The organism is Streptomyces sp. NPDC001848 (assembly GCF_042891915.1).
Classification (GTDB): domain Bacteria; phylum Actinomycetota; class Actinomycetes; order Streptomycetales; family Streptomycetaceae; genus Streptomyces.
This window is the reverse complement of record NZ_JBIATP010000013.1, coordinates 253,923-271,386: the sequence shown is the minus strand read 5'-3', so window position 1 is coordinate 271,386 and position 17,464 is coordinate 253,923. Positions and strand designations below refer to the sequence as shown.

Annotated in this window: 17 protein-coding genes; 7 read left to right on the top strand and 10 right to left on the bottom strand. The window is 70.5% G+C overall.

Annotated elements, in window-relative coordinates; genetic code table 11:
* Window positions 1–670 precede the first annotated feature (670 nt).
* Both ACFYZJ_RS27135 and ACFYZJ_RS27130 read left to right on the top strand, forming a co-directional pair.
* Window positions 671–1,678, top strand: a complete 1,008-nt coding sequence (locus ACFYZJ_RS27135; RefSeq protein ID WP_388572092.1) for an NlpC/P60 family protein — start codon at window positions 671–673, stop codon at window positions 1,676–1,678.
* 280 nt (window positions 1,679–1,958) lie between these two features.
* Window positions 1,959–2,657: a phosphatase PAP2 family protein gene (locus ACFYZJ_RS27130; RefSeq protein ID WP_388572091.1), complete on the top strand. Its 699-nt coding sequence runs from the start codon at window positions 1,959–1,961 to the stop codon at window positions 2,655–2,657.
* Between the two features lie 19 nt (window positions 2,658–2,676).
* On the opposite strand, the gene ACFYZJ_RS27125 is transcribed toward ACFYZJ_RS27130, so the two are convergent.
* Both ACFYZJ_RS27125 and ACFYZJ_RS27120 read right to left on the bottom strand, forming a co-directional pair.
* Window positions 2,677–4,209, bottom strand: a complete 1,533-nt coding sequence (locus ACFYZJ_RS27125; protein ID WP_388572089.1) for an FAD-binding oxidoreductase — start codon at window positions 4,207–4,209, stop codon at window positions 2,677–2,679.
* A 130-nt stretch (window positions 4,210–4,339) separates the two neighbouring features.
* Window positions 4,340–4,501 carry a hypothetical protein gene (locus ACFYZJ_RS27120; RefSeq protein ID WP_388572087.1) on the bottom strand — a complete coding sequence of 54 codons (162 nt, stop codon included), beginning with the start codon at window positions 4,499–4,501 and terminating at the stop codon, window positions 4,340–4,342.
* A gap of 119 nt (window positions 4,502–4,620) precedes the next feature.
* On the opposite strand from ACFYZJ_RS27120, the gene ACFYZJ_RS27115 reads away from it, so the two are divergent.
* Window positions 4,621–5,463, top strand: coding sequence for a hypothetical protein (locus ACFYZJ_RS27115; protein WP_388572085.1), 843 nt, complete (start codon window positions 4,621–4,623; stop codon window positions 5,461–5,463).
* Window positions 5,464–5,662: 199 nt separating this feature from the next.
* The gene (locus ACFYZJ_RS27110; protein ID WP_388572083.1) at window positions 5,663–5,845 is read left to right on the top strand and encodes a hypothetical protein; all 183 of its coding nucleotides are present in this window, start codon (window positions 5,663–5,665) and stop codon (window positions 5,843–5,845) included.
* A gap of 54 nt (window positions 5,846–5,899) precedes the next feature.
* On the opposite strand, the gene ACFYZJ_RS27105 is transcribed toward ACFYZJ_RS27110, so the two are convergent.
* Window positions 5,900–6,256 carry a metal-sensitive transcriptional regulator gene (locus ACFYZJ_RS27105; RefSeq protein ID WP_388572082.1) on the bottom strand — a complete coding sequence of 119 codons (357 nt, stop codon included), beginning with the start codon at window positions 6,254–6,256 and terminating at the stop codon, window positions 5,900–5,902.
* Window positions 6,257–6,479: 223 nt separating this feature from the next.
* On the opposite strand from ACFYZJ_RS27105, the gene ACFYZJ_RS27100 reads away from it, so the two are divergent.
* The 3 genes from ACFYZJ_RS27100 to ACFYZJ_RS27090 all read left to right on the top strand — a co-directional run bounded on the left by ACFYZJ_RS27100 (window position 6,480) and on the right by ACFYZJ_RS27090 (window position 8,383).
* On the top strand, window positions 6,480–7,100 hold the full coding sequence (locus ACFYZJ_RS27100; RefSeq protein WP_055490603.1) for a DUF47 domain-containing protein: 621 nt from the start codon (window positions 6,480–6,482) through the stop codon (window positions 7,098–7,100).
* 7 nt (window positions 7,101–7,107) lie between these two features.
* Window positions 7,108–8,106 (top strand): anion permease, encoded by a 999-nt coding sequence (locus ACFYZJ_RS27095; RefSeq protein ID WP_388572080.1) that lies wholly within the window; start codon window positions 7,108–7,110, stop codon window positions 8,104–8,106.
* A 76-nt stretch (window positions 8,107–8,182) separates the two neighbouring features.
* Window positions 8,183–8,383: a DUF5988 family protein gene (locus ACFYZJ_RS27090; protein WP_388572078.1), complete on the top strand. Its 201-nt coding sequence runs from the start codon at window positions 8,183–8,185 to the stop codon at window positions 8,381–8,383.
* Window positions 8,384–8,493: 110 nt separating this feature from the next.
* Here ACFYZJ_RS27090 and pstB read toward each other — a convergent pair whose 3' ends face one another.
* The 7 genes from pstB to ACFYZJ_RS27055 form a co-directional block, all read right to left on the bottom strand.
* Window positions 8,494–9,270 carry a phosphate ABC transporter ATP-binding protein PstB gene (gene pstB / locus ACFYZJ_RS27085; RefSeq protein WP_388572076.1) on the bottom strand — a complete coding sequence of 259 codons (777 nt, stop codon included), beginning with the start codon at window positions 9,268–9,270 and terminating at the stop codon, window positions 8,494–8,496.
* Between the two features lie 72 nt (window positions 9,271–9,342).
* Complete coding sequence (pstA, locus tag ACFYZJ_RS27080; protein WP_388572074.1) at window positions 9,343–10,404, bottom strand: phosphate ABC transporter permease PstA; 1,062 nt, start codon at window positions 10,402–10,404, stop codon at window positions 9,343–9,345.
* Window positions 10,401–11,408: a phosphate ABC transporter permease subunit PstC gene (pstC, locus tag ACFYZJ_RS27075; protein WP_388572072.1), complete on the bottom strand. Its 1,008-nt coding sequence runs from the start codon at window positions 11,406–11,408 to the stop codon at window positions 10,401–10,403. Before pstC ends, pstA begins: the two co-directional genes overlap by 4 nt.
* Window positions 11,409–11,512: 104 nt before the next feature.
* Entirely contained in the window at window positions 11,513–12,655 is a 1,143-nt protein-coding gene (gene pstS, locus ACFYZJ_RS27070) for a phosphate ABC transporter substrate-binding protein PstS (RefSeq protein WP_388572070.1), read from the bottom strand.
* Between the two features lie 453 nt (window positions 12,656–13,108).
* Window positions 13,109–13,522: an NUDIX hydrolase gene (locus ACFYZJ_RS27065; RefSeq protein WP_388572068.1), complete on the bottom strand. Its 414-nt coding sequence runs from the start codon at window positions 13,520–13,522 to the stop codon at window positions 13,109–13,111.
* 68 nt (window positions 13,523–13,590) lie between these two features.
* A complete protein-coding gene (locus ACFYZJ_RS27060; protein ID WP_388572066.1) occupies window positions 13,591–14,703 on the bottom strand; it encodes a CHAD domain-containing protein in 1,113 nt (370 codons plus the stop codon).
* Window positions 14,684–17,089: an RNA degradosome polyphosphate kinase gene (locus ACFYZJ_RS27055; RefSeq protein WP_388572064.1), complete on the bottom strand. Its 2,406-nt coding sequence runs from the start codon at window positions 17,087–17,089 to the stop codon at window positions 14,684–14,686. Before ACFYZJ_RS27055 ends, ACFYZJ_RS27060 begins: the two co-directional genes overlap by 20 nt.
* Window positions 17,090–17,464: the final 375 nt, after the last annotated feature.

The window sequence follows — 17,464 nt, the reverse complement described above, 5'->3', positions numbered from 1 at the left end:
TGGGGTCTGCGCCCCGTCCGGTGGGTAGGCCGGTCCAGCCCCCGGCGGGTAGGACCGGTGCCGCCTGCGGTGGGTAGGGGTCTGTGCCCCGTCCGGTGGGTAGGGTCTGCGCCGCCTCCGGTGGGTAGGGCGGTGCCGCCTGCGGGGGTAGGGCCCGACCCCCGCGTCCGGTGGGTGGGGTCTGCGCCCCGTCCGGTGGGTAGGCCGGTCCAGCCCCCGGCGGGTAGGACCGGTGCCGCCTGCGGTGGGTAGGGGTCTGTGCCCCGTCCGGCGGGTAGGGTCTGCGCCGCCTCCGGTGGGTAGGGCGGTGCCGCCTGCGGGGGTAGGGCTCGACCCCCGCGTCCGGTGGGTGGGGTCTGCGCCGCCTCCGGTGGGTAGGGCGGTGCCGCCTGCGGGGGTAGGGCCCGACCCCGCGTCCGGTGGGTAGAGCCGGTCCCGCGTCCGGCGGTAGGGCCACCGCCGTATCCGCCGTGTCCGCCGTGTCCGCCGCACCCCGCGAGGCTGCGCGCATCGCCCCCGCCGCCCCGGCTCCCGTAGCACCACCGGCCACCGCCTCCGCCGGTGGCCGATCTCATGCGGTTCGGGTGGCCCGGCCGGGGCTTTTCAGGGTCGTCGGCCCGCTTGCGCCCCTACACTGACCTTCGGCGTACTCCCGGGTGGCGAGGGGCGGTTGACGGTGCGTAAGGCGTGGGTCTGGGCGACCGCAGCCGTCGGTGCCGCGCTGAGCTTCGTGCTGCTGCTCGTCGTCGGGGTCTACACGGTCGCCGGGAACCTCGCGAACGGCATCGGCGGAGGGGCCGTCGGCCTCGCCAAGAACGCCGTCCCCGCCGCGTACTCCGCCATCGTGCAGAAGTGGGGCAACCTGTGCAGCGCCATCAACCCGGCGCTGCTCGCCGCCCAGCTCTACCAGGAGAGCGGCTTCAACCCGAACGCCAAGAGCCCCGCGAAGGCCGAGGGCATAGCGCAGTTCATCCCCGGCACCTGGGCCATCCACGGCATCGACGGCAACGGTGACGGCAAGGCAGACGTGTGGGACCCGCGCGACGCGATCCCGTCGGCCGCCTCCTACGACTGCAAGCTCGCCTCCTACGTCAAGGACGAGCCCGGCAACCTGACGGAGAACATGCTCGCCGCGTACAACGCGGGCGCCTACGCGGTCATCCGGTACGGAGGCGTGCCGCCGTACAAGGAGACCCAGAACTACGTCAAGACCATCACGACCCTGGCCAAGAGCTTCGCCGCGCCCGTCCAGCGGCTCGACCCCTCCAGGCAGGCGGCCGGGGCGATCAACTACGCCCAGCAGAAGCTCGGCACCCCGTACCTGTGGGGCGGCGACGGCACGCCCGAGGAGGGCGGGCGCTTCGACTGCTCCGGCCTGACCAAGGCCGCGTACGCGAGCGTCGGCATCACCCTGCCGCGCGTCGCCAACGACCAGTACAACGCCGGACCGCACCCCAGCCGTGCCGAACTGCTCCCCGGGGACCTGGTGTTCTTCTCGCACGACCCGACCGATTCCCGCGCCATCCACCACGTCGGGATCTACGTCGGCGGCGGCTACATGATCGACGCCCCGAGAACCGGTGCCGTGATCCGTTTCGACCCCATCGACGGCTCCGACTACTTCGGGGCGACGCGTGTCACCGGGGATGGCGCGAAAGCGCTGCCCACGACGGTGTGAACCGGGATGTGAACGGCGCACGCGCGGGTGTGCGCTGGCTGGAACCCTCCCTCACACGCACCCCCGTGAGCTGCGAAGACGTGTCTCTCTTCGATAACGTCTGCGTGATCATTCGGTGGAATGTGGAACGTGGGGAACAGGACTGTGCGTTCCTTCTCCCGTAGAGCGTTGACGTACGGCAGCCGGCTCGACGTGGAGCGGATCTACGACCACGGGGGTGGTGCAGCGGCACGCGCACGGCGTGTCCGCGGACGGGACGACGACGAAGGGGCCGCGCACGATGGCTGGACTGGCCGAATCAGGGTCGAACCCCGACGTCGATCTGCTCTACGACATCAATGGCCTGGCCAAGGAAGCGCCGCACTGGTTCGACCGGGTCATGGCGTTCGTCGGTGAGTGGGGCCTGCTGCTCGCCATGGTGCTGCTCGTCCTGTGGTGCTGGACGAGCGTGCGGCGCAGGGGCGGCGAGAACGCGGCGGCGTCCGTGGCGGCGATCGTCTGGGCGCCCCTGGCCGCCGGTATCGGGGTGCTGGTGAACGTGCCGATCCGGGGCTTCGTGGACCGCCCCCGGCCGTTCGTCGACCACCAGGGGCTGGACGTCCTCGTCACCGGCAAGACCGACTACTCCTTCGTCAGCGACCACGCCACGCTCACCATGGCCATGGCCGTCGGACTCTTCGTGGCGAACCGGAAGTTCGGGCTTCTCGGTCTCGGCCTGGCGCTCCTCGAAGGCTTCTGCCGGGTCTACATGGGCGTGCACTACCCGACGGACGTCATCGGCGGCTTCGCCCTCGGCACCGCCGTCGCCCTGCTGCTCTCCCCGCTCGCCACGGCACTGCTCACCCCGGTCATGAAGGCGGTCGAACGCTCACCGCGCGCGGGCCGGCTGATCCGGGCCCGCGGAGAGCGTGCCGCGGAGACGGTGATCTCCGGGGCGCGGCAGGAGTCCTGTCCTCAGGACCGGGACCTGGCGGCGTAGGCCAGGTCCTGGCGCCGCCTCACAGCGACTGCGGGAACGTGAAGAAGCCGTCCGGGTCGTACCGGTGCTTCAGTTGGGCGAGACGCGTGGCCGCGTCCCCGTAGTAGGCCTTCCGCCAGTTCGTCAGGGTCGGGTCCGTGTAGTTCTGGTAGGCCGCCCCTGACGCGTAGCCCCGCATCGACGCGTGCGCGGAATTCAGCCAGGACTGGGCCGTCGTGCCCGTGGCGCCCGCGCCCCAGCTCGCGATGTACTGCGCCAGCATCCGCGACCGGCGGTGCACGAACGCGGTCGCCGTCGGAGCCACCCGGTTGACGGCGCCGCCGAGCGCGGTGAACGCGACGCTGCCCGCGCCGCCGCGCACCTGTGTGATCTGCCGCAGGAGCGTCTGGATGCCGGCCGCCGGGATCGAGCGGTCGAAGAAGTCCGAGCGGGCCGCGTACGTCTCCCGGCCGAGGGCGCCCTGCGGGTTGCGGCCGGGCGTCGAGCCCGGCAGGTGGCACTGGGCGGCCGTGGGGAAGGAGGAGCAGCCCGCGTACGCCTCCATCGCGCCCTCGTAGGAGTGCCGCCGGAGCGAGACGCTGCGGGCCGGGGAGCCGACCTTGGCGGCCAGGCGGTCGACGGCGTTCTGGAGTTCGCCGTAGGTGCCGAGGGAGAAGGCGGCGACGGAGACGGTGGGTGTGCCGCCGTTCTCCAGGTGGCAGGAGGACCAGATCTCGTCGGGCTGGCCCGGCCCCCACTCCTGCCAGGCCGTGAGCACGGCGGCGGCCCTGGACCAGGGCCAGGTCAGATACGCGGAGACGGCCTGCGGCGCCGGGTGGGTCCGGAAGCGCAGCTCGGTGACGACGCCGAAGTTGCCGTTGCCGGCGCCGCGCAGGGCCCAGAAGAGGTCCTTGTTCTCGGTGGCGTTGGCGACGAGCTGCTTGCCGTCCGCCGTGACCAGGGTGGCCTGGGTGAGGCTGTCGCAGGTCAGGCCGTACGCCCGGGAGACCACCCCGTGGCCGCCGCCGAGGGTGAGGCCGGAGACGCCGACCGTGGGGCAGGAACCGGCGGGTATCGTCACGCCTTTCGCGGTGAGCGCGCGGTAGACGTCGATCAGCTTGGCACCCGCGCCGATGACCGCCTCGCGCCCGCTCGCCCGTATCGCGTTGAGCCTTCCCACGTCGATGATCAGCCGTCCGTCCCCCGAGGACCAACCGGCGTAGGAGTGGCCGCCGTTGCGTATCGCGACCTTGACGCGGTGCACGCGCGCGTACTCCAGCGCGGTGCGGATGTCGTCGGTGTGCGCCACGTAGGCCACGGCCGCCGGCTTCAACCCGTCGAAGCGGGTGTTGTACAGCTGGCGGGCGGTGGGCCAGGCGCGGTCGCCGGGGCGCACCAGGGTGCCGTCCAGGTCCCTGGCCAGGGCCGTCCAGTTGGCGGGGGCCTGCGCGCCCGCGCTGTCCGTGCGCAGGGACGTACCGGTGCCGGCCGAAGTACCGCTGCCGCACGCGGTGGTGGTGGCCGTCGCCGCGAGCGTGGCGGTGGCCCCGCCGATGAACGTACGCCGTCGCATGTGCGCCTCCCTTGGGTTCCGCAGAACGAGACGGGGCGTCGTCGCGGAGGGTTGCGCCGGGAAGTGCGACAGAATCGCTACGAGGTGGGCGCGTTGAGCGCGGAGCCGCAAGCGGAGTTCGGGGCACGCCCTAGCCGGTCGTGTGCTCCTCCGCGTCCGACCGCGCCAGGCTGCGGGCTCTGCGGGCCGGTCCCCGCCAGCCGCAACTGCACCGGGCCACACAGAAACGGCCCTGTTCGACCGTCGTCGTGCGGTGCTCCTCGGGACCGGTGGGGATGTCCTGCTGCTGCACCCCACAAGGTTACCCAGGGCAAGTGAAGTGCCGAGGGCACGCGTGACGGCTCCTGCCAGCGGTCGTTAACCGGAACGACAGGAGGGCACCGGGACGGACCGGCTGGGGGTAGGCAGGCGATGGTGGTGCGGCAGCGCGGTCGGGTCGGTGCGGCGGTGGTCGCGACGGTGGGACTCCTGGTCTGCTCGCCCTCGCTCACCGGCTGTGCCGGCGGCGGGGCCGCCGCCGAGGACGCGCGCTCCGGCCCGGGTGCCGTCCAGGCGCTGCACCGGGCGGCCGCGACCCTGGTGCGCGCGGGCAGTTCCAAGGCCCGTACGTCGATGGAGATGGCGACGGGTGGCACCCGGGTCACCATCCGCGGCGAGGGCGTGTACGACTTCCGGGGCCGGCTCGGCCGGCTCACGGTGACGCTCCCTCAGGACCCGGCCGGGGCGGAGGAGCACCGTCCCATCACGGAACTGCTCGCGCCGGGCGCCCTGTTCATGAAGAACCGGGGCGCGGGCGTGCCCGCCGACAAGTGGGTGCGGGTCGACACGACCACGCTCTCCGACGGCAACCTGGTCACCGGCGGCGCCACCGACCCGTACGCGGCCGCCGAGCTGCTGCGCGGGGTGCGGAAGGCGGCGTACGTCGGCAGGACCGAGATCGACGGGACCCAGGTGCGGCACTACCGCGGGGTCGCCGACATCGGGCTCGCCGCGCGTGACGCGTCCGCCGGGAACAGGAAGGCGCTCCAGGCGGCGGCGAAAGGGTTCGCCACGGCCGAGGTCCCGTTCGACGCCTACCTGGACGACGAGGGGCGCATCCGCGAGGTCCGCCACCGGTTCAGCTTTGTGGGCGGGCGGCAGAAGACGCCGGTGGCGGTGGCCTCGACCACGCTGCTGTACGACTTCGGCGCCCCGGCCGACGTACGGCTGCCGGCGTCCGGGGACATCTTCGCGGGGAAGATCGCCGAGCAGTGAATGCGGGCGAGTGGCTGGAAGCGGCTGCGGGCGAGTGGCTGGAAGGGGCCGCGGGGGAGTGGCCGGACCGGCGCGGGCGACGGCCGGAAGTGGCGCGGTTGAGGGGCTGGAAATGGTCCGTCCGTGCCATGCGCCGCGCACCGGCCGCTGCCTAGGCTAGGGCCTGGCCCTAGGAAGCCGGTGACGGCAGAGAGAGGTGATGCACGTGGCTCCGGTCGGCGGTACGGCAGTTCAGGACCACGTGGCCCTCGCCGAGATCGAGCTGTGCGGTGACCTGATCATCGCGGCCTCGGCCGCGCACGAGGACCGGCTGAGTCTGGAAAGCATCGACGAGGTGCTGAAGGTGGCCGAGGAGCGGAACGAAAGGTACGAAAGCAGCTAACGGGACGTCGCCGGCAAGTGAGTCGCCCCGCCCTGCTCCGCCTCGCCTCGCACGTCAGGTCCGCAGCAGGCGTCCGATCGCCTTCGTCGCCTCCTCCACCTTCGCGTCGATCTCCGTGCCGCCCTTGAGCGCGGCGTCGGCGACGCAGTGGCGCAAATGCTCCTCCAGCAGTTGGAGTGCGAAGGACTGCAGGGCCTTCGTGGAGGCCGAGACCTGCGTGAGTATGTCGATGCAGTACACGTCCTCGTCGACCATGCGCTGCAGACCGCGGATCTGGCCCTCGATGCGGCGCAGCCGCTTGAGGTGCTCGTCCTTCTGCTTGTGATAGCCGTGGACGCCGTGGTCGTGGTCGGTCACCACGGCCTCGGTGTCCTCGGAGGGCACCGTCGCGCCGGCCTCGGTCGTCGTCATCGCGTCCTCCTCGTGCCCCGCTGCGGACATATACCCCCTACGGGTATATGATAACGAACTTTGCTGGGTATACGGCCCTTGGTCACTGCCCGGCCACCTCCGCAGCGCCCCTGTGAGGAGCACACTGTCCGATGGGTGACACTGGAGGACGGCCCCTTAGCCGTGGCCGGATGATGCGCTTAGCATCAGCCTGACCGAAACCGAAGCATCCTGAGGACCCCACGTGCGCTTTCGTCTGACCCCCAGGGAGACGAGCTTCTACGACATGTTCGCCGCGTCCGCGGACAACATCGTCACCGGCTCGAAACTCCTGATGGAACTGCTCGGGGCGGACGCCTCCGCCCGGGCCGAGATCGCAGAGCGTATGCGGGCCGCGGAACACGCCGGTGACGACGCCACGCACGCGATCTTCCACCAGCTGAACTCCTCGTTCATCACGCCGTTCGACCGTGAGGACATCTACTCCCTCGCGTCGTCCCTCGACGACATCATGGACTTCATGGAGGAGGCCGTCGACCTGGTCGTCCTCTACAACGTCGAGGAACTGCCCAAGGGTGTCGAGCAGCAGATCGAGGTGCTGGCGCGGGCGGCGGAGCTGACGGCCGAGGCGATGCCGAACCTTCGCACGATGGAGAACCTCACCGAGTACTGGATCGAGGTCAACCGGCTGGAGAACCAGGCGGACCAGATCCACCGCAAGCTGCTGGCCCACCTGTTCAACGGCAAGTACGACGCGATAGAGGTGCTCAAGCTCAAGCAGATCGTGGACGTGCTGGAGGAGGCCGCGGACGCGTTCGAGCACGTGGCCAACACCGTGGAGACCATCGCGGTCAAGGAGTCCTGAGGCGTCCATGGACACCTTCGCTCTGATCCTGACCATCCTGGTCGCACTCCTCTTCGCTTACACCAACGGCTTCCACGACTCAGCGAACGCCATCGCGACCTCCGTCTCGACGCGGGCGCTGACCCCGCGGGCCGCGCTGGCGATGGCGGCGGTGATGAACCTCGCCGGCGCCTTCCTGGGCAGCGGCGTGGCGAAGACGGTCAGCGAGGGACTCATCCAGACGCCCTCGGGCGGCAAGGGGATGGGCATCCTCTTCGCGGCGCTGCTCGGCGCCATCGTCTGGAACCTGATCACCTGGTACTACGGCCTGCCGTCGTCCTCGTCGCACGCGCTGTTCGGAGGACTGGTGGGCGCGGCCCTCGCGGGCGGTACGACGGTGCACTGGTCCGGGGTCGTGGACAAGATCGTCACGCCCATGTTCCTGTCGCCGGTGGTGGGCCTGATCGTCGGCTACCTGGTGATGACGGTCATCATGTGGATCTTCCGCCGGTCCAACCCGCACAAGGCCAAGCGCGGTTTCCGGATAGCCCAGACGGTGTCGGCGGCCGGCATGGCGCTCGGCCACGGTCTGCAGGACGCCCAGAAGACGATGGGCGTCGTGGTGATGGCGCTGGTCATCGCGGACGTCCAGCACTACGGGGACCCGATCCCGGTGTGGGTGAAGCTGATCTCCGCGCTGATGCTGTCGCTGGGCACCTACGCGGGCGGCTGGCGCATCATGCGCACCCTGGGCCGCAAGATCATCGAACTGGACCCGCCGCAGGGGTTCGCGGCGGAGACCACGGGGGCGTCGATCATGTTCGCGACGGCGTTCCTGTTCAAGGCGCCGATCTCCACGACGCACGTCATCACCTCGGCGATCATGGGCGTGGGCGCGACGAAGCGGGTGAACGCGGTGCGCTGGGGCGTGGCGAAGAACATCGTCCTGGGCTGGTTCATCACGATGCCGGCGGCGGCGCTGGTCGCGGCCACGGCCTTCGGGCTGATCGACCTGGCGTTCCTGTAGGAACGCGCACTCCGGTGCCCCGTGCCGGCCCGTGGCCTCGAGATGCGGGTGCCGGCAGGGCAGCAAAACTGGATATATGGGTAGCAAGGCACTTCTTGAAGGTGGACCCGAGGAACTGGCGGGGAAGGTCGTGCCGGTCGTTCCTCCCGGCCAGGAGATCAAGATTCCGCACCGTGGTGGCTACGAGCACTACAAGGTCACCACGCGCCACGAGCACGTCGAGGAGCAGAACGTCACCGTCTACCGGTGGTGGGAGCGGACGGAAGTGGCCGAATAGAGGGCCGGACGCGAGCGGGCCCGCCCCCGGGAGCCAGGGGCGGGCCCTCTTCGTCCTCGCGGTGGCACCGCCATGCAGCACCGCGAGGGGTTCTCGGACGGATCGCCGGATCAGCCGAAGCGACCCGAGATGTAGTCCTCGGTCGCCTGGACCGACGGGTTGGAGAAGATCCGCTCGGTGTCGTCGATCTCGATCAGCCTGCCCGGCTGCCCCACGGCCGCCAGGTTGAAGAACGCCGTACGGTCCGAGACGCGCGCAGCCTGCTGCATGTTGTGCGTCACGATGACGATCGTGAAGCGCTCCTTCAGCTCGCCGATCAGGTCCTCGATGGCGAGGGTGGAGATCGGGTCCAGGGCCGAGCAGGGCTCGTCCATCAGGAGCACCTTCGGCTCCACCGCGATCGCCCGCGCGATGCACAGACGCTGCTGCTGACCGCCGGACAGGCCGGAGCCCGGCTTGTTCAGGCGGTCCTTCACCTCGTTCCAGAGGTTGGCGCCCCTGAGCGACTTCTCGACGATGTCCGCCAGCTCGCTCTTCTTGTAGTTGCCGTTCAGCCGCAGGCCCGCCGCCACGTTGTCGAAGATCGACATCGTGGGGAAGGGGTTCGGGCGCTGGAAGACCATGCCCACCTCACGGCGGACGGAGACCGGGTCGATCCCGGCGCCGTACAGGTCCTCGTCGTCGAGCAGCACCTTGCCCTCGACGCGCCCGCCCGGCGTCACCTCGTGCATACGGTTCAGCGTGCGCAGGAACGTCGACTTGCCGCAGCCGGAGGGGCCGATGAACGCCGTCACCGACCGCGGCTCGATGGACATCGAGATGTCCTCGATCGCCTTGTGGGAGCCGTAGTAGGCGGTGAGCCCGCTTACGTCGATTCGCTTGGCCATGACTACTTCACTTCCAGAAAGTCTTGATCGGTCGCTGTTTGGCCCCGCGCGGCGGAGCCGGAGATAGTCGCCTCAGCGACCGGTCTTCGGAGCCTTCCAGCGGGCGATGCCGCGGGCCACCAGGTTGAGGATCATCACGAAGGCGATCAGTGTCAGCGACGCCGCCCAGGCGCGGTCGTAGGCCGCGTTGGCGCCGGCGCTGTTCGCGTACTGCTGGTAGATGTACAGCGGCAGCGACTGCTGCGCGCCCTCGAAGGGGTTCGCGTTGATGAAGCGGTTGCCGAAGACCAGCAGCAGCACGGGCGCGGTCTCACCGGCGATACGGGCGATCGACAGCATGATGCCGGTGGTGATGCCGCCGATGGAAGTGGGCAGGACCACCTTCAGGATGGTGCGCCACTTCGGGACGCCGAGCGCGAGGGACGCCTCGCGCAGCTCGTTCGGGACGAGCTTGAGCATCTCCTCCGTGGAGCGGACCACGACCGGCATCATCAGGATGGCCAGGGCGAGCGAGCCGGCGAAGCCGAAGGGCTCCATGTTGAAGATCAGCATCAGGCTGAGGATGAACAGACCGGCGACGATCGACGGGATACCGGTCATCACGTCGACGAAGAAGGTGACGGCCTGCGCCAGCCTGCCGCGTCCGTACTCCACCAGGTAGATCGCGGTGAGCACGCCGATCGGCGCGCCGATCACGGTGGCGAGACCGACCTGCTCCAGGCTGCCGAGGATGGCGTGGTAGATGCCACCGCCGGGCTGGGAGTCGGGGACGACGCCCATCGAGTGGGTCAGGAAGTAGATGTCGAGGACCTTCACACCGCGCGAGAGGGTCGTCCACACCAGGGAGACCAGCGGAACCACGGCGAGCAGGAAGGCGACCCACACCAGGGAGGTCGCGATGCGGTCCTTGGCCTGACGGCGTCCCTCGACGCGCGCGGCGACGGCGTAGGTGCCGAGGAGGAAGAGGATCGCGGCGATCAGGCCCCACTGGATGTGGCTCGTCAGACCGGCGCCGGCGCCGATGCCGCACGCGACGGCGATCGAACCGGCGGCGATGGCCCACGGGGACCACCTGGGCAGGCTGGCGCCGCGCAGGGTGCTGGGGCGCTTGTCGGCGATGGCTGCGGTGCTCATGCGTTGGCCCCCGAGTACTCCTTGCGGCGGGCGATGATCACGCGGGCCGCGCCGTTGACCAGCAGGGTGATGACGAACAGGACCAGACCGGAGGCGATCAGCGCGTCACGGCCGTACTCCGTCGCCTCGTTGAACTTGCTGGCGATGTTCTGGGCGAAGGTGCCGCCGCCGGGGTTGAGCAGGCTGCCGTGGATGAGGAAGTCCGGGGAGAGCACGGTGGCGACGGCCATGGTCTCGCCGAGGGCGCGGCCGAGGCCGAGCATCGAGGCGGAGATGACGCCGGAGCGCCCGAAGGGCAGCACCGCCATGCGGATGACCTCCCAGCGCGTGGCACCGAGGGCGAGGGCCGCCTCCTCGTGCATGCGCGGGACCTGACGGAAGACCTCACGGCTCACGTTGGTGACGATCGGCAGGATCATGATCGCGAGCAGGATGCCCACGGTGAGCAGCGAGCGCGGCGGGCCGCCGTCCCAGGACAGGATGCCGGTCCAGCCGAAGTAGTCGTTAAGCCAGCTGAAGAGGCCGGTCAGGTGCGGTACGAGGATCAGGGCGCCCCACAGGCCGTAGACGATGGACGGCACGGCGGCGAGCAGGTCGATCACGTACGCGATGGGGCCCGAGAGCCGGCGCGGGGCGTAGTGCGTGAGGAAGAGCGCGATGGCGACCGCGATCGGGACCGCGATGACCATGGCGATGATCGAGGACACGATGGTGCCGAACGCCAGGACGGCGATGCCGAAGCTCGGCGGGACGACGTTGGTGTTCCACTCGAAGGTGGTCAGGAAGTTGCCCTGGTCCTTGCTGATCGCCAGGTACGCACGGTAGGTGAGGAAGACCGCGATCGCGGCCATGATCACCAGCAGCAGGACACCCGACCCACGGGACAGACCGAGGAAGATCCGGTCTCCGGGCCGGGTGGCGCCGCGGGCCGCGCGCTTGTGTTCGGCCGCGGACGGCTCGGGTGCGGGGGGAGGCGCTTGAATGTTCTTTGTTGATATGTCCATCGGGATCTCCGGTCTGCGGAGCCACGCTCGTGGCAGGGCTCCAGGCGGCGGTGCACCGGACGGTGCGGTCCGGTCCCGGGGTGGGACCGGACCGCACACTCAGGTCAGCTCAGGCCCTCGATGGTGGTGCGGACCTTGGAGATGATCGCGTCGGGGATCGGCGCGTAGCTGTTCTGGGTCAGGATCGACTGGCCGTCCGTGCTGGCGATGTAGCGCAGGAAGGCCTTGGTGGCGGGCAGGGTGTCCGCCTTGTTGCCCTTGTCGCAGACGATCTCGTAGGTGACCAGGACCATCGGGTAGGCGCCGTCGGCCTTGGTGGTGTAGTTGAGCTTCAGCGACAGGTCCTTGCCGGTGCCGACGACCTTGGCGTCCGCGATCGCCTTGCTGGCGGCGTCGGTGGACGGCTTGACCGGGGCGGAGGCGCCCGTGTCGATGGCGGCCGTGCTCATGTCCTTGGCGTAGGACAGCTCGAAGTAGCCGATGGCGCCGGCGGTCTGCTTCACCTGCTGGGCCACACCCGCGGACTGCGGGGCCGACTGGCCGCCGGGGGCCTGCCAGGCCTTGCCGCCGGAGTACTTGCCCCAGACGGCGGGGGCCGCGGCCTTGAGGTACTTGGTGAAGTTGTCCGTGGTGCCGGACTCGTCCGAACGGTGGAAGGCCGAGATCTTGGTGGACGGCAGCTTGGCGTTCGGGTTCAGCTTCTTGATCGCCGGGTCGTCCCAGGTCTTGATGTCGCTGTTGAAGATCTTGGCCAGCGTGGTGGCGTCCAGGACCAGGTTGTCCACGCCCGGCAGGTTGTAGCCGACGGCGATCGGGCCGCCGACCATCGGCAGGTCGATGCCCTGGCCGCCACCGGTGCAGACCTTCTTGGAGGCCTCGACGTCTGCGGGCTTCAGCGCGGAGTCGGAACCGGCGAAGGCCAGCTGGCCCTGGGTGAACGCGGTGACACCGGCACCGGAGCCGCTGCCCTTGTAGTTGATCTGCACACCCTGGCAGGCCTGGCTGAACTGGGCCGTCCAGGCGTCGATGGCGTTCTTCTGCGCGGAGGAGCCGTCGGCGAGCAGCTGGCCCTTGGCGTTGTCGCACTTGATGGAGCTGGCGTTCGACGCGCCGGCGGAGGCGCTGCTGCCTCCGCTGCTGCTCTTGGAGCCCGTGTCGTCGGAGCCGCACGCCGTGAGGGCCAGGGCGCCGGAGACGGCGAGAGCACCGAGGGTGAGGGCCCGCCGGTTCATGCGCTGAAGCTTCACTTTCGGGAGTTCCTTCCAGGAGCCGCCGTCCTGATCGGCGGCGTGCGAGGGGTGGGTGATGTGGGCGCACAGAAGGTCGCGCCCACCACCGGGTAAGGCCGAAAGTAGGCAGATCAGGTGAAGGCGCCTATGGCCGAAAGTGAACGGGGGGTGAACCCCTGCGGACGGTGTGGTTAGGTCACGGAACGCTTACGTTGAGGACACGGCGTGATCCCGGATTCTGCTCCGAAAACTCCTCACTCGTCCGCAACCGACTCGACGCGTTCCTGTTCGAACGGTCGTGAGTTCGAACGGTCATTCATGAGCGTTCCGCAGCGCGTCGTGGAACCGGACCCGCCGCCGACCGTGGGGGCTGTCCCGGACGCCGGGGCGACGGCCGCTCGTTCAGGCCCCTTCGTTCAGGCCCGTTCGTTCAGGGCCCAGGCGTTCAGGGCCCCGTTCAGGGCCCTTCGTTCAGGCCCGGTTCAGCGAGCTGAGCAGTGCGTCGATGAGGTCTCGGTCCCGCGGCTGCGTCAGGCGGTGGCGGGCCGCGGCCGGGGGGAGCCACAGCACGCGGTCGACTTCGCGGTTCGGGGCGAAGAAGCCGTCCGTCGCCTCGGCCGTCCAGTAGTGGACCTGCTTGGGACGGCCGTTCGCCAGGTAGTGGACGGTGGGCAAAGGCGCGCCGGGCACGGCGGTGTACCCCGTCTCCTCCGCCACCTCCCGCAGTGCTCCGGTGAGCGGGTCCTCGCCGTGCTTCAGCTTGCCCTTGGGGTGGGACCAGTCGTCGTACTTCGGCCGGTGGACCAGACAGATCTCCAGCGCGCCGTCGATGGGCGAGCGGCGCCACAGGACACAGCCCGCCGCGCGGATGGTCTCCTCGGTCATCGGGTGCTCTGGCTCCTCTCTCACGCATACGGTGCGTGTCCCCCGTGAGCCGTGCCGTCGTGCGGCAACTACGGAGTACCCACCGCCTGCTTCTGCCACGACTGCTGGAAGGCGAAGCGGGCCGCCTCCACCTCGTGGCGCTGGTCGGCGTGCAGCACGCCCAGGGCGTAGGCCGTCGCCGGGGCGATGCGCGGGGTGCGGGCCGCCGCGGCCGCCGCGGCCGCCGCCTCCGAGGCGTCCCGGTGCTGGTTGAGGGCCTGCCCGGCCGCGAGCAGCCGTACGTCGACGGGCGCGTCCTCGCCGTGGAGTACCTCCCGGGCGTAGCGGTGCAACCGCAGCAGCAGCCGGACCTGGTGCCAGGGGCCGTCCTGCGGGTGCGGGGCCGGGTCCGGGGACAGGCCGTGGACCAGCGCCTCCGCGTTGTACGGGTGGCCCGCGGTGACCAGCGGCAGTGCGGCCACCGCGTCGGTCAGCCGCTCCTCGGCCGCCGCGGCCGGCAGGCGCAGGTCTGCGGTCGCCGCGGCCGGGGTGAGCGGGACCTCGCTGGCGAGTAAGGCGACGCTGTCCGCCACCGCGTGGAAGCGGCTGGAGCCGAGTGCCTGCAGGGCCGCCGAGTGGGCGCGGGTACGGGCCAGGGTCAGCTGGCGCTCCAGCAGCGCGCCCGCCTTCGCGGCGCCCACGGTGAGGTTGCCGCGCTCCGGAACGCCGGCCCGGCCGCGCGTCCCGGCACCCTCCGCCGCGCCGGTCGTCTGCGTGGGGAAGGCCGACGAGCCCGACAGCCGGTGCAGGGCGAACAGCAGGCGGTCCAGCCGGGCCGCGTACGCGTGCTCGCGGGCCAGCGTGCCCGACAGCCAGGCCAGCTCCGGCCGCATCGCGTCCGACCACTCGGCGTCGAGCAGGGCGCGGAACGTGTGCAGTGTGCCGCTGATGCGACGGGCCGAGCGGCGCAGGGCGAGCGCCGCGTCGCCGGAGTCGTCCGCGGTGCCCCCCTCCTCCGCTCTCGACCTCGCCCGAGCGGGGGGACCCCCCTCACCGGCCTCGCGGTGCTGGCGCAGCGAGCGGAGGAACTCCGTGGCCTGGGCCCGCAGGTACTCCGCGAGGGCGTCCTCGGACACAGGCCCGGGCCCGGTCCTGGGATCGGCCGCGGGATCGGTGGGGGGATCAAGGTGTTGCTGTGCCACGCCGGCGCCTCCGGGCGTCTATGAGCATCTCCTGGATGTTCGGCAGGGGCTGGCCGTCGGCATCGACGGCGTGCCGGATCCACTCGCCGTCCGGGCCCAGGTGCCAGGAGGAGGTGGTGTCGGACATACCGGTCTCCAGGAGCCGGTTGAGGGCCGCCCGGTGCGCCGGGTCGGTGACCCTGACGAGTGCTTCGATACGGCGGTCGAGGTTGCGGTGCATCATGTCCGCGCTGCCGATCCACACCTCCGGTTCGCCGCCGTTGCCGAAGGCGAAGACACGGGAGTGCTCCAGGAAGCGGCCGAGGATGGACCGTACCCGGATGTTCTCCGACAGGCCGGCCACGCCCGGGCGCAGCGCGCAGATGCCGCGCACCCACACGTCGACCGGGACGCCCGCCTGGGAGGCCCGGTAGAGGGAGTCGACGACCGCCTCGTCCACCATCGAGTTGACCTTGATGCGGACGTACGCGGGCCGACCGGCCCGGTGGTGCTGGATCTCCTTGTTGACCCGCGAGACCAGGCCGTCGCGCAGGGACTTCGGGGCGACCAGCAGGCGGCGGTAGATCTCCCGGCGGGAGTAACCCGACAGCCGGTTGAACAGGTCGGACAGGTCCGCGCCGACCTGCGGGTCGGCCGTCAGCAGCCCCAGGTCCTCGTACAGGCGTGCGGTCTTGGGGTGGTAGTTGCCCGTGCCGACGTGGCTGTAACGGCGGAGCGTTTCGCCTTCCTGCCGGACGACCAGGGACAGCTTGCAGTGGGTCTTCAGCCCGACGAGACCGTAGACGACGTGGCAGCCCGCCTCCTCCAGCTTGCGGGCCCACTTGATGTTGGCCTGCTCGTCGAAGCGGGCCTTGATCTCGACCAGCACGAGGACCTGCTTGCCGGACTCGGCGGCGTCGATCAGCGCGTCGACGATCGGCGAGGTCTCCGAGGTGCGGTACAGCGTCTGCTTGATCGCGAGGACGTCCGGGTCGGCGGCGGCCTGCTCCAGGAACGCCTGCACGGACGTGGAGAAGCTGTCGTACGGGTGGTGCAGCAGGACGTCCCGCTCGCGCAGCGCGGCGAAGATGTCCGGCGCGGACGCCGACTCGACCTCCGCGAGGTCGCGATGGGTGCCGGCGACGAACTTCGGGTACTTCAGCTCGAGCCGGTCGAGGTTGGCGATGCCGAAGAGGCCGGTGAGGTCCAGGGGGCCGGGCAGCGGGTACACCTCGGCCTCGGAGATCTTCAGCTCGCGCACCAGCAGGTCGAGGACGTAGCGGTCGATGGACTCCTCGACCTCCAGGCGCACCGGCGGGCCGAAGCGGCGCCGCATGAGCTCCTTCTCCAGGGCCTGGAGCAGGTTCTCGGCGTCGTCCTCCTCGACCTCGAGGTCCTCGTTGCGGGTTATCCGGAAGGTGTGGTGCTCCAGCACCTCCATGCCCGGGAAGAGTTCCTCCAGGTGCGCGGCGATGACGTCCTCGATGGGGACGTAACGCTGCGGGGAGGCCTCCAGGAGGCGGGAGAGCAGCGGCGGCACCTTCACGCGGGCGAAGTGGCGGTGGCCGGAGACCGGGTTGCGCACGACGACCGCGAGGTTGAGGGACAGGCCCGAGATGTACGGGAAGGGATGCGCGGGGTCCACGGCGAGCGGGGTCAGCACCGGGAAGATCTGGTGCCGGAACAGGGTGAAGAGCCGCGCCTGCTCCTTGTCGGTCAGCTCGCTCCAGCGGACGATGTGGATGCCCTCCTCCGCGAGGGCGGGGGCGACGTCCTCCTGGAAGGCGGCGGCGTGCCGGGCCATCAGCTCCCGGGAGCGGGCCCAGATCATCTCCAGCACCTCGCGGGGCTGGAGGCCCGAGGCGGACCGGGTGGCGACCCCGGTGGCGATACGACGCTTCAGACCGGCGACCCGGACCATGAAGAACTCGTCCAGGTTGCTGGCGAAGATCGCGAGGAACTTCGCGCGCTCGAGGAGCGGTGTGTTCGGATCCTCGGCGAGTTCGAGGACACGCTCGTTGAACTGGAGCCAGCTGCGCTCGCGGTCCAGGAAGCGGCCCTGGGGCAGCTGGGCGCCCTCGGCCTCCTCGTAGGCGTCGAGGTCGGCGTCGAGGTCGGGGTCCAGTCCGGAGACCGCCGCGGCCACGGTGTGCGGGCGGTGCGCGGCGATGGAACCCACGGAGGGCTGCTGATTCTGCATGGTCGCGCGACCCGACGGCTCTCCCTCACGGGGGGTGGTGGGAGACGGGTTGACCGGCGCCTGGGCGTTCTGCTGGCTCATAAACCCATTCTTCCGCGCCGAACGGGTGATGGGCGCGTCGGCAAGGCCGCGCGGCAGCGAGCGCGCGCGGTCCGCACCGACCCCGTTCTCCGGGGGCGGCGAGGGCTCTGGCACGGCGGCGTTCATTGGGCGAGCGTCGCAAGTCCGTCTGAATCAATGGTTACGGCGACATGACGTGCGGGATAGCGGGCGGAGGCCCGGGGGCGTCGCCCCTCCGCCCCTACCGTCCCATCCCCCAGGGGCTCCGCCCCTTCGACCCCGGCGGGGGGGCAGGCCTCTGCGCCCCTGGCGGGGCTGCGCCCCTGCACCCCCTGGCGGGGCTGGGCCTTTGCGCCCCTTGGCGGGGCTGGGGCCCTGCGTCTCGGCGGGGACTGTGCCTCTGCACCCCCTGGCGGGGCTGGGCCTTTGCGCCCCTTGGCGGGGCTGGGCCTTTGCGCCCCCTGGCGGGGCTGGGTCCCTGCGTCTTGGCGGGGACTGTGCCTTTGCGCCCCCTGGCGGGGC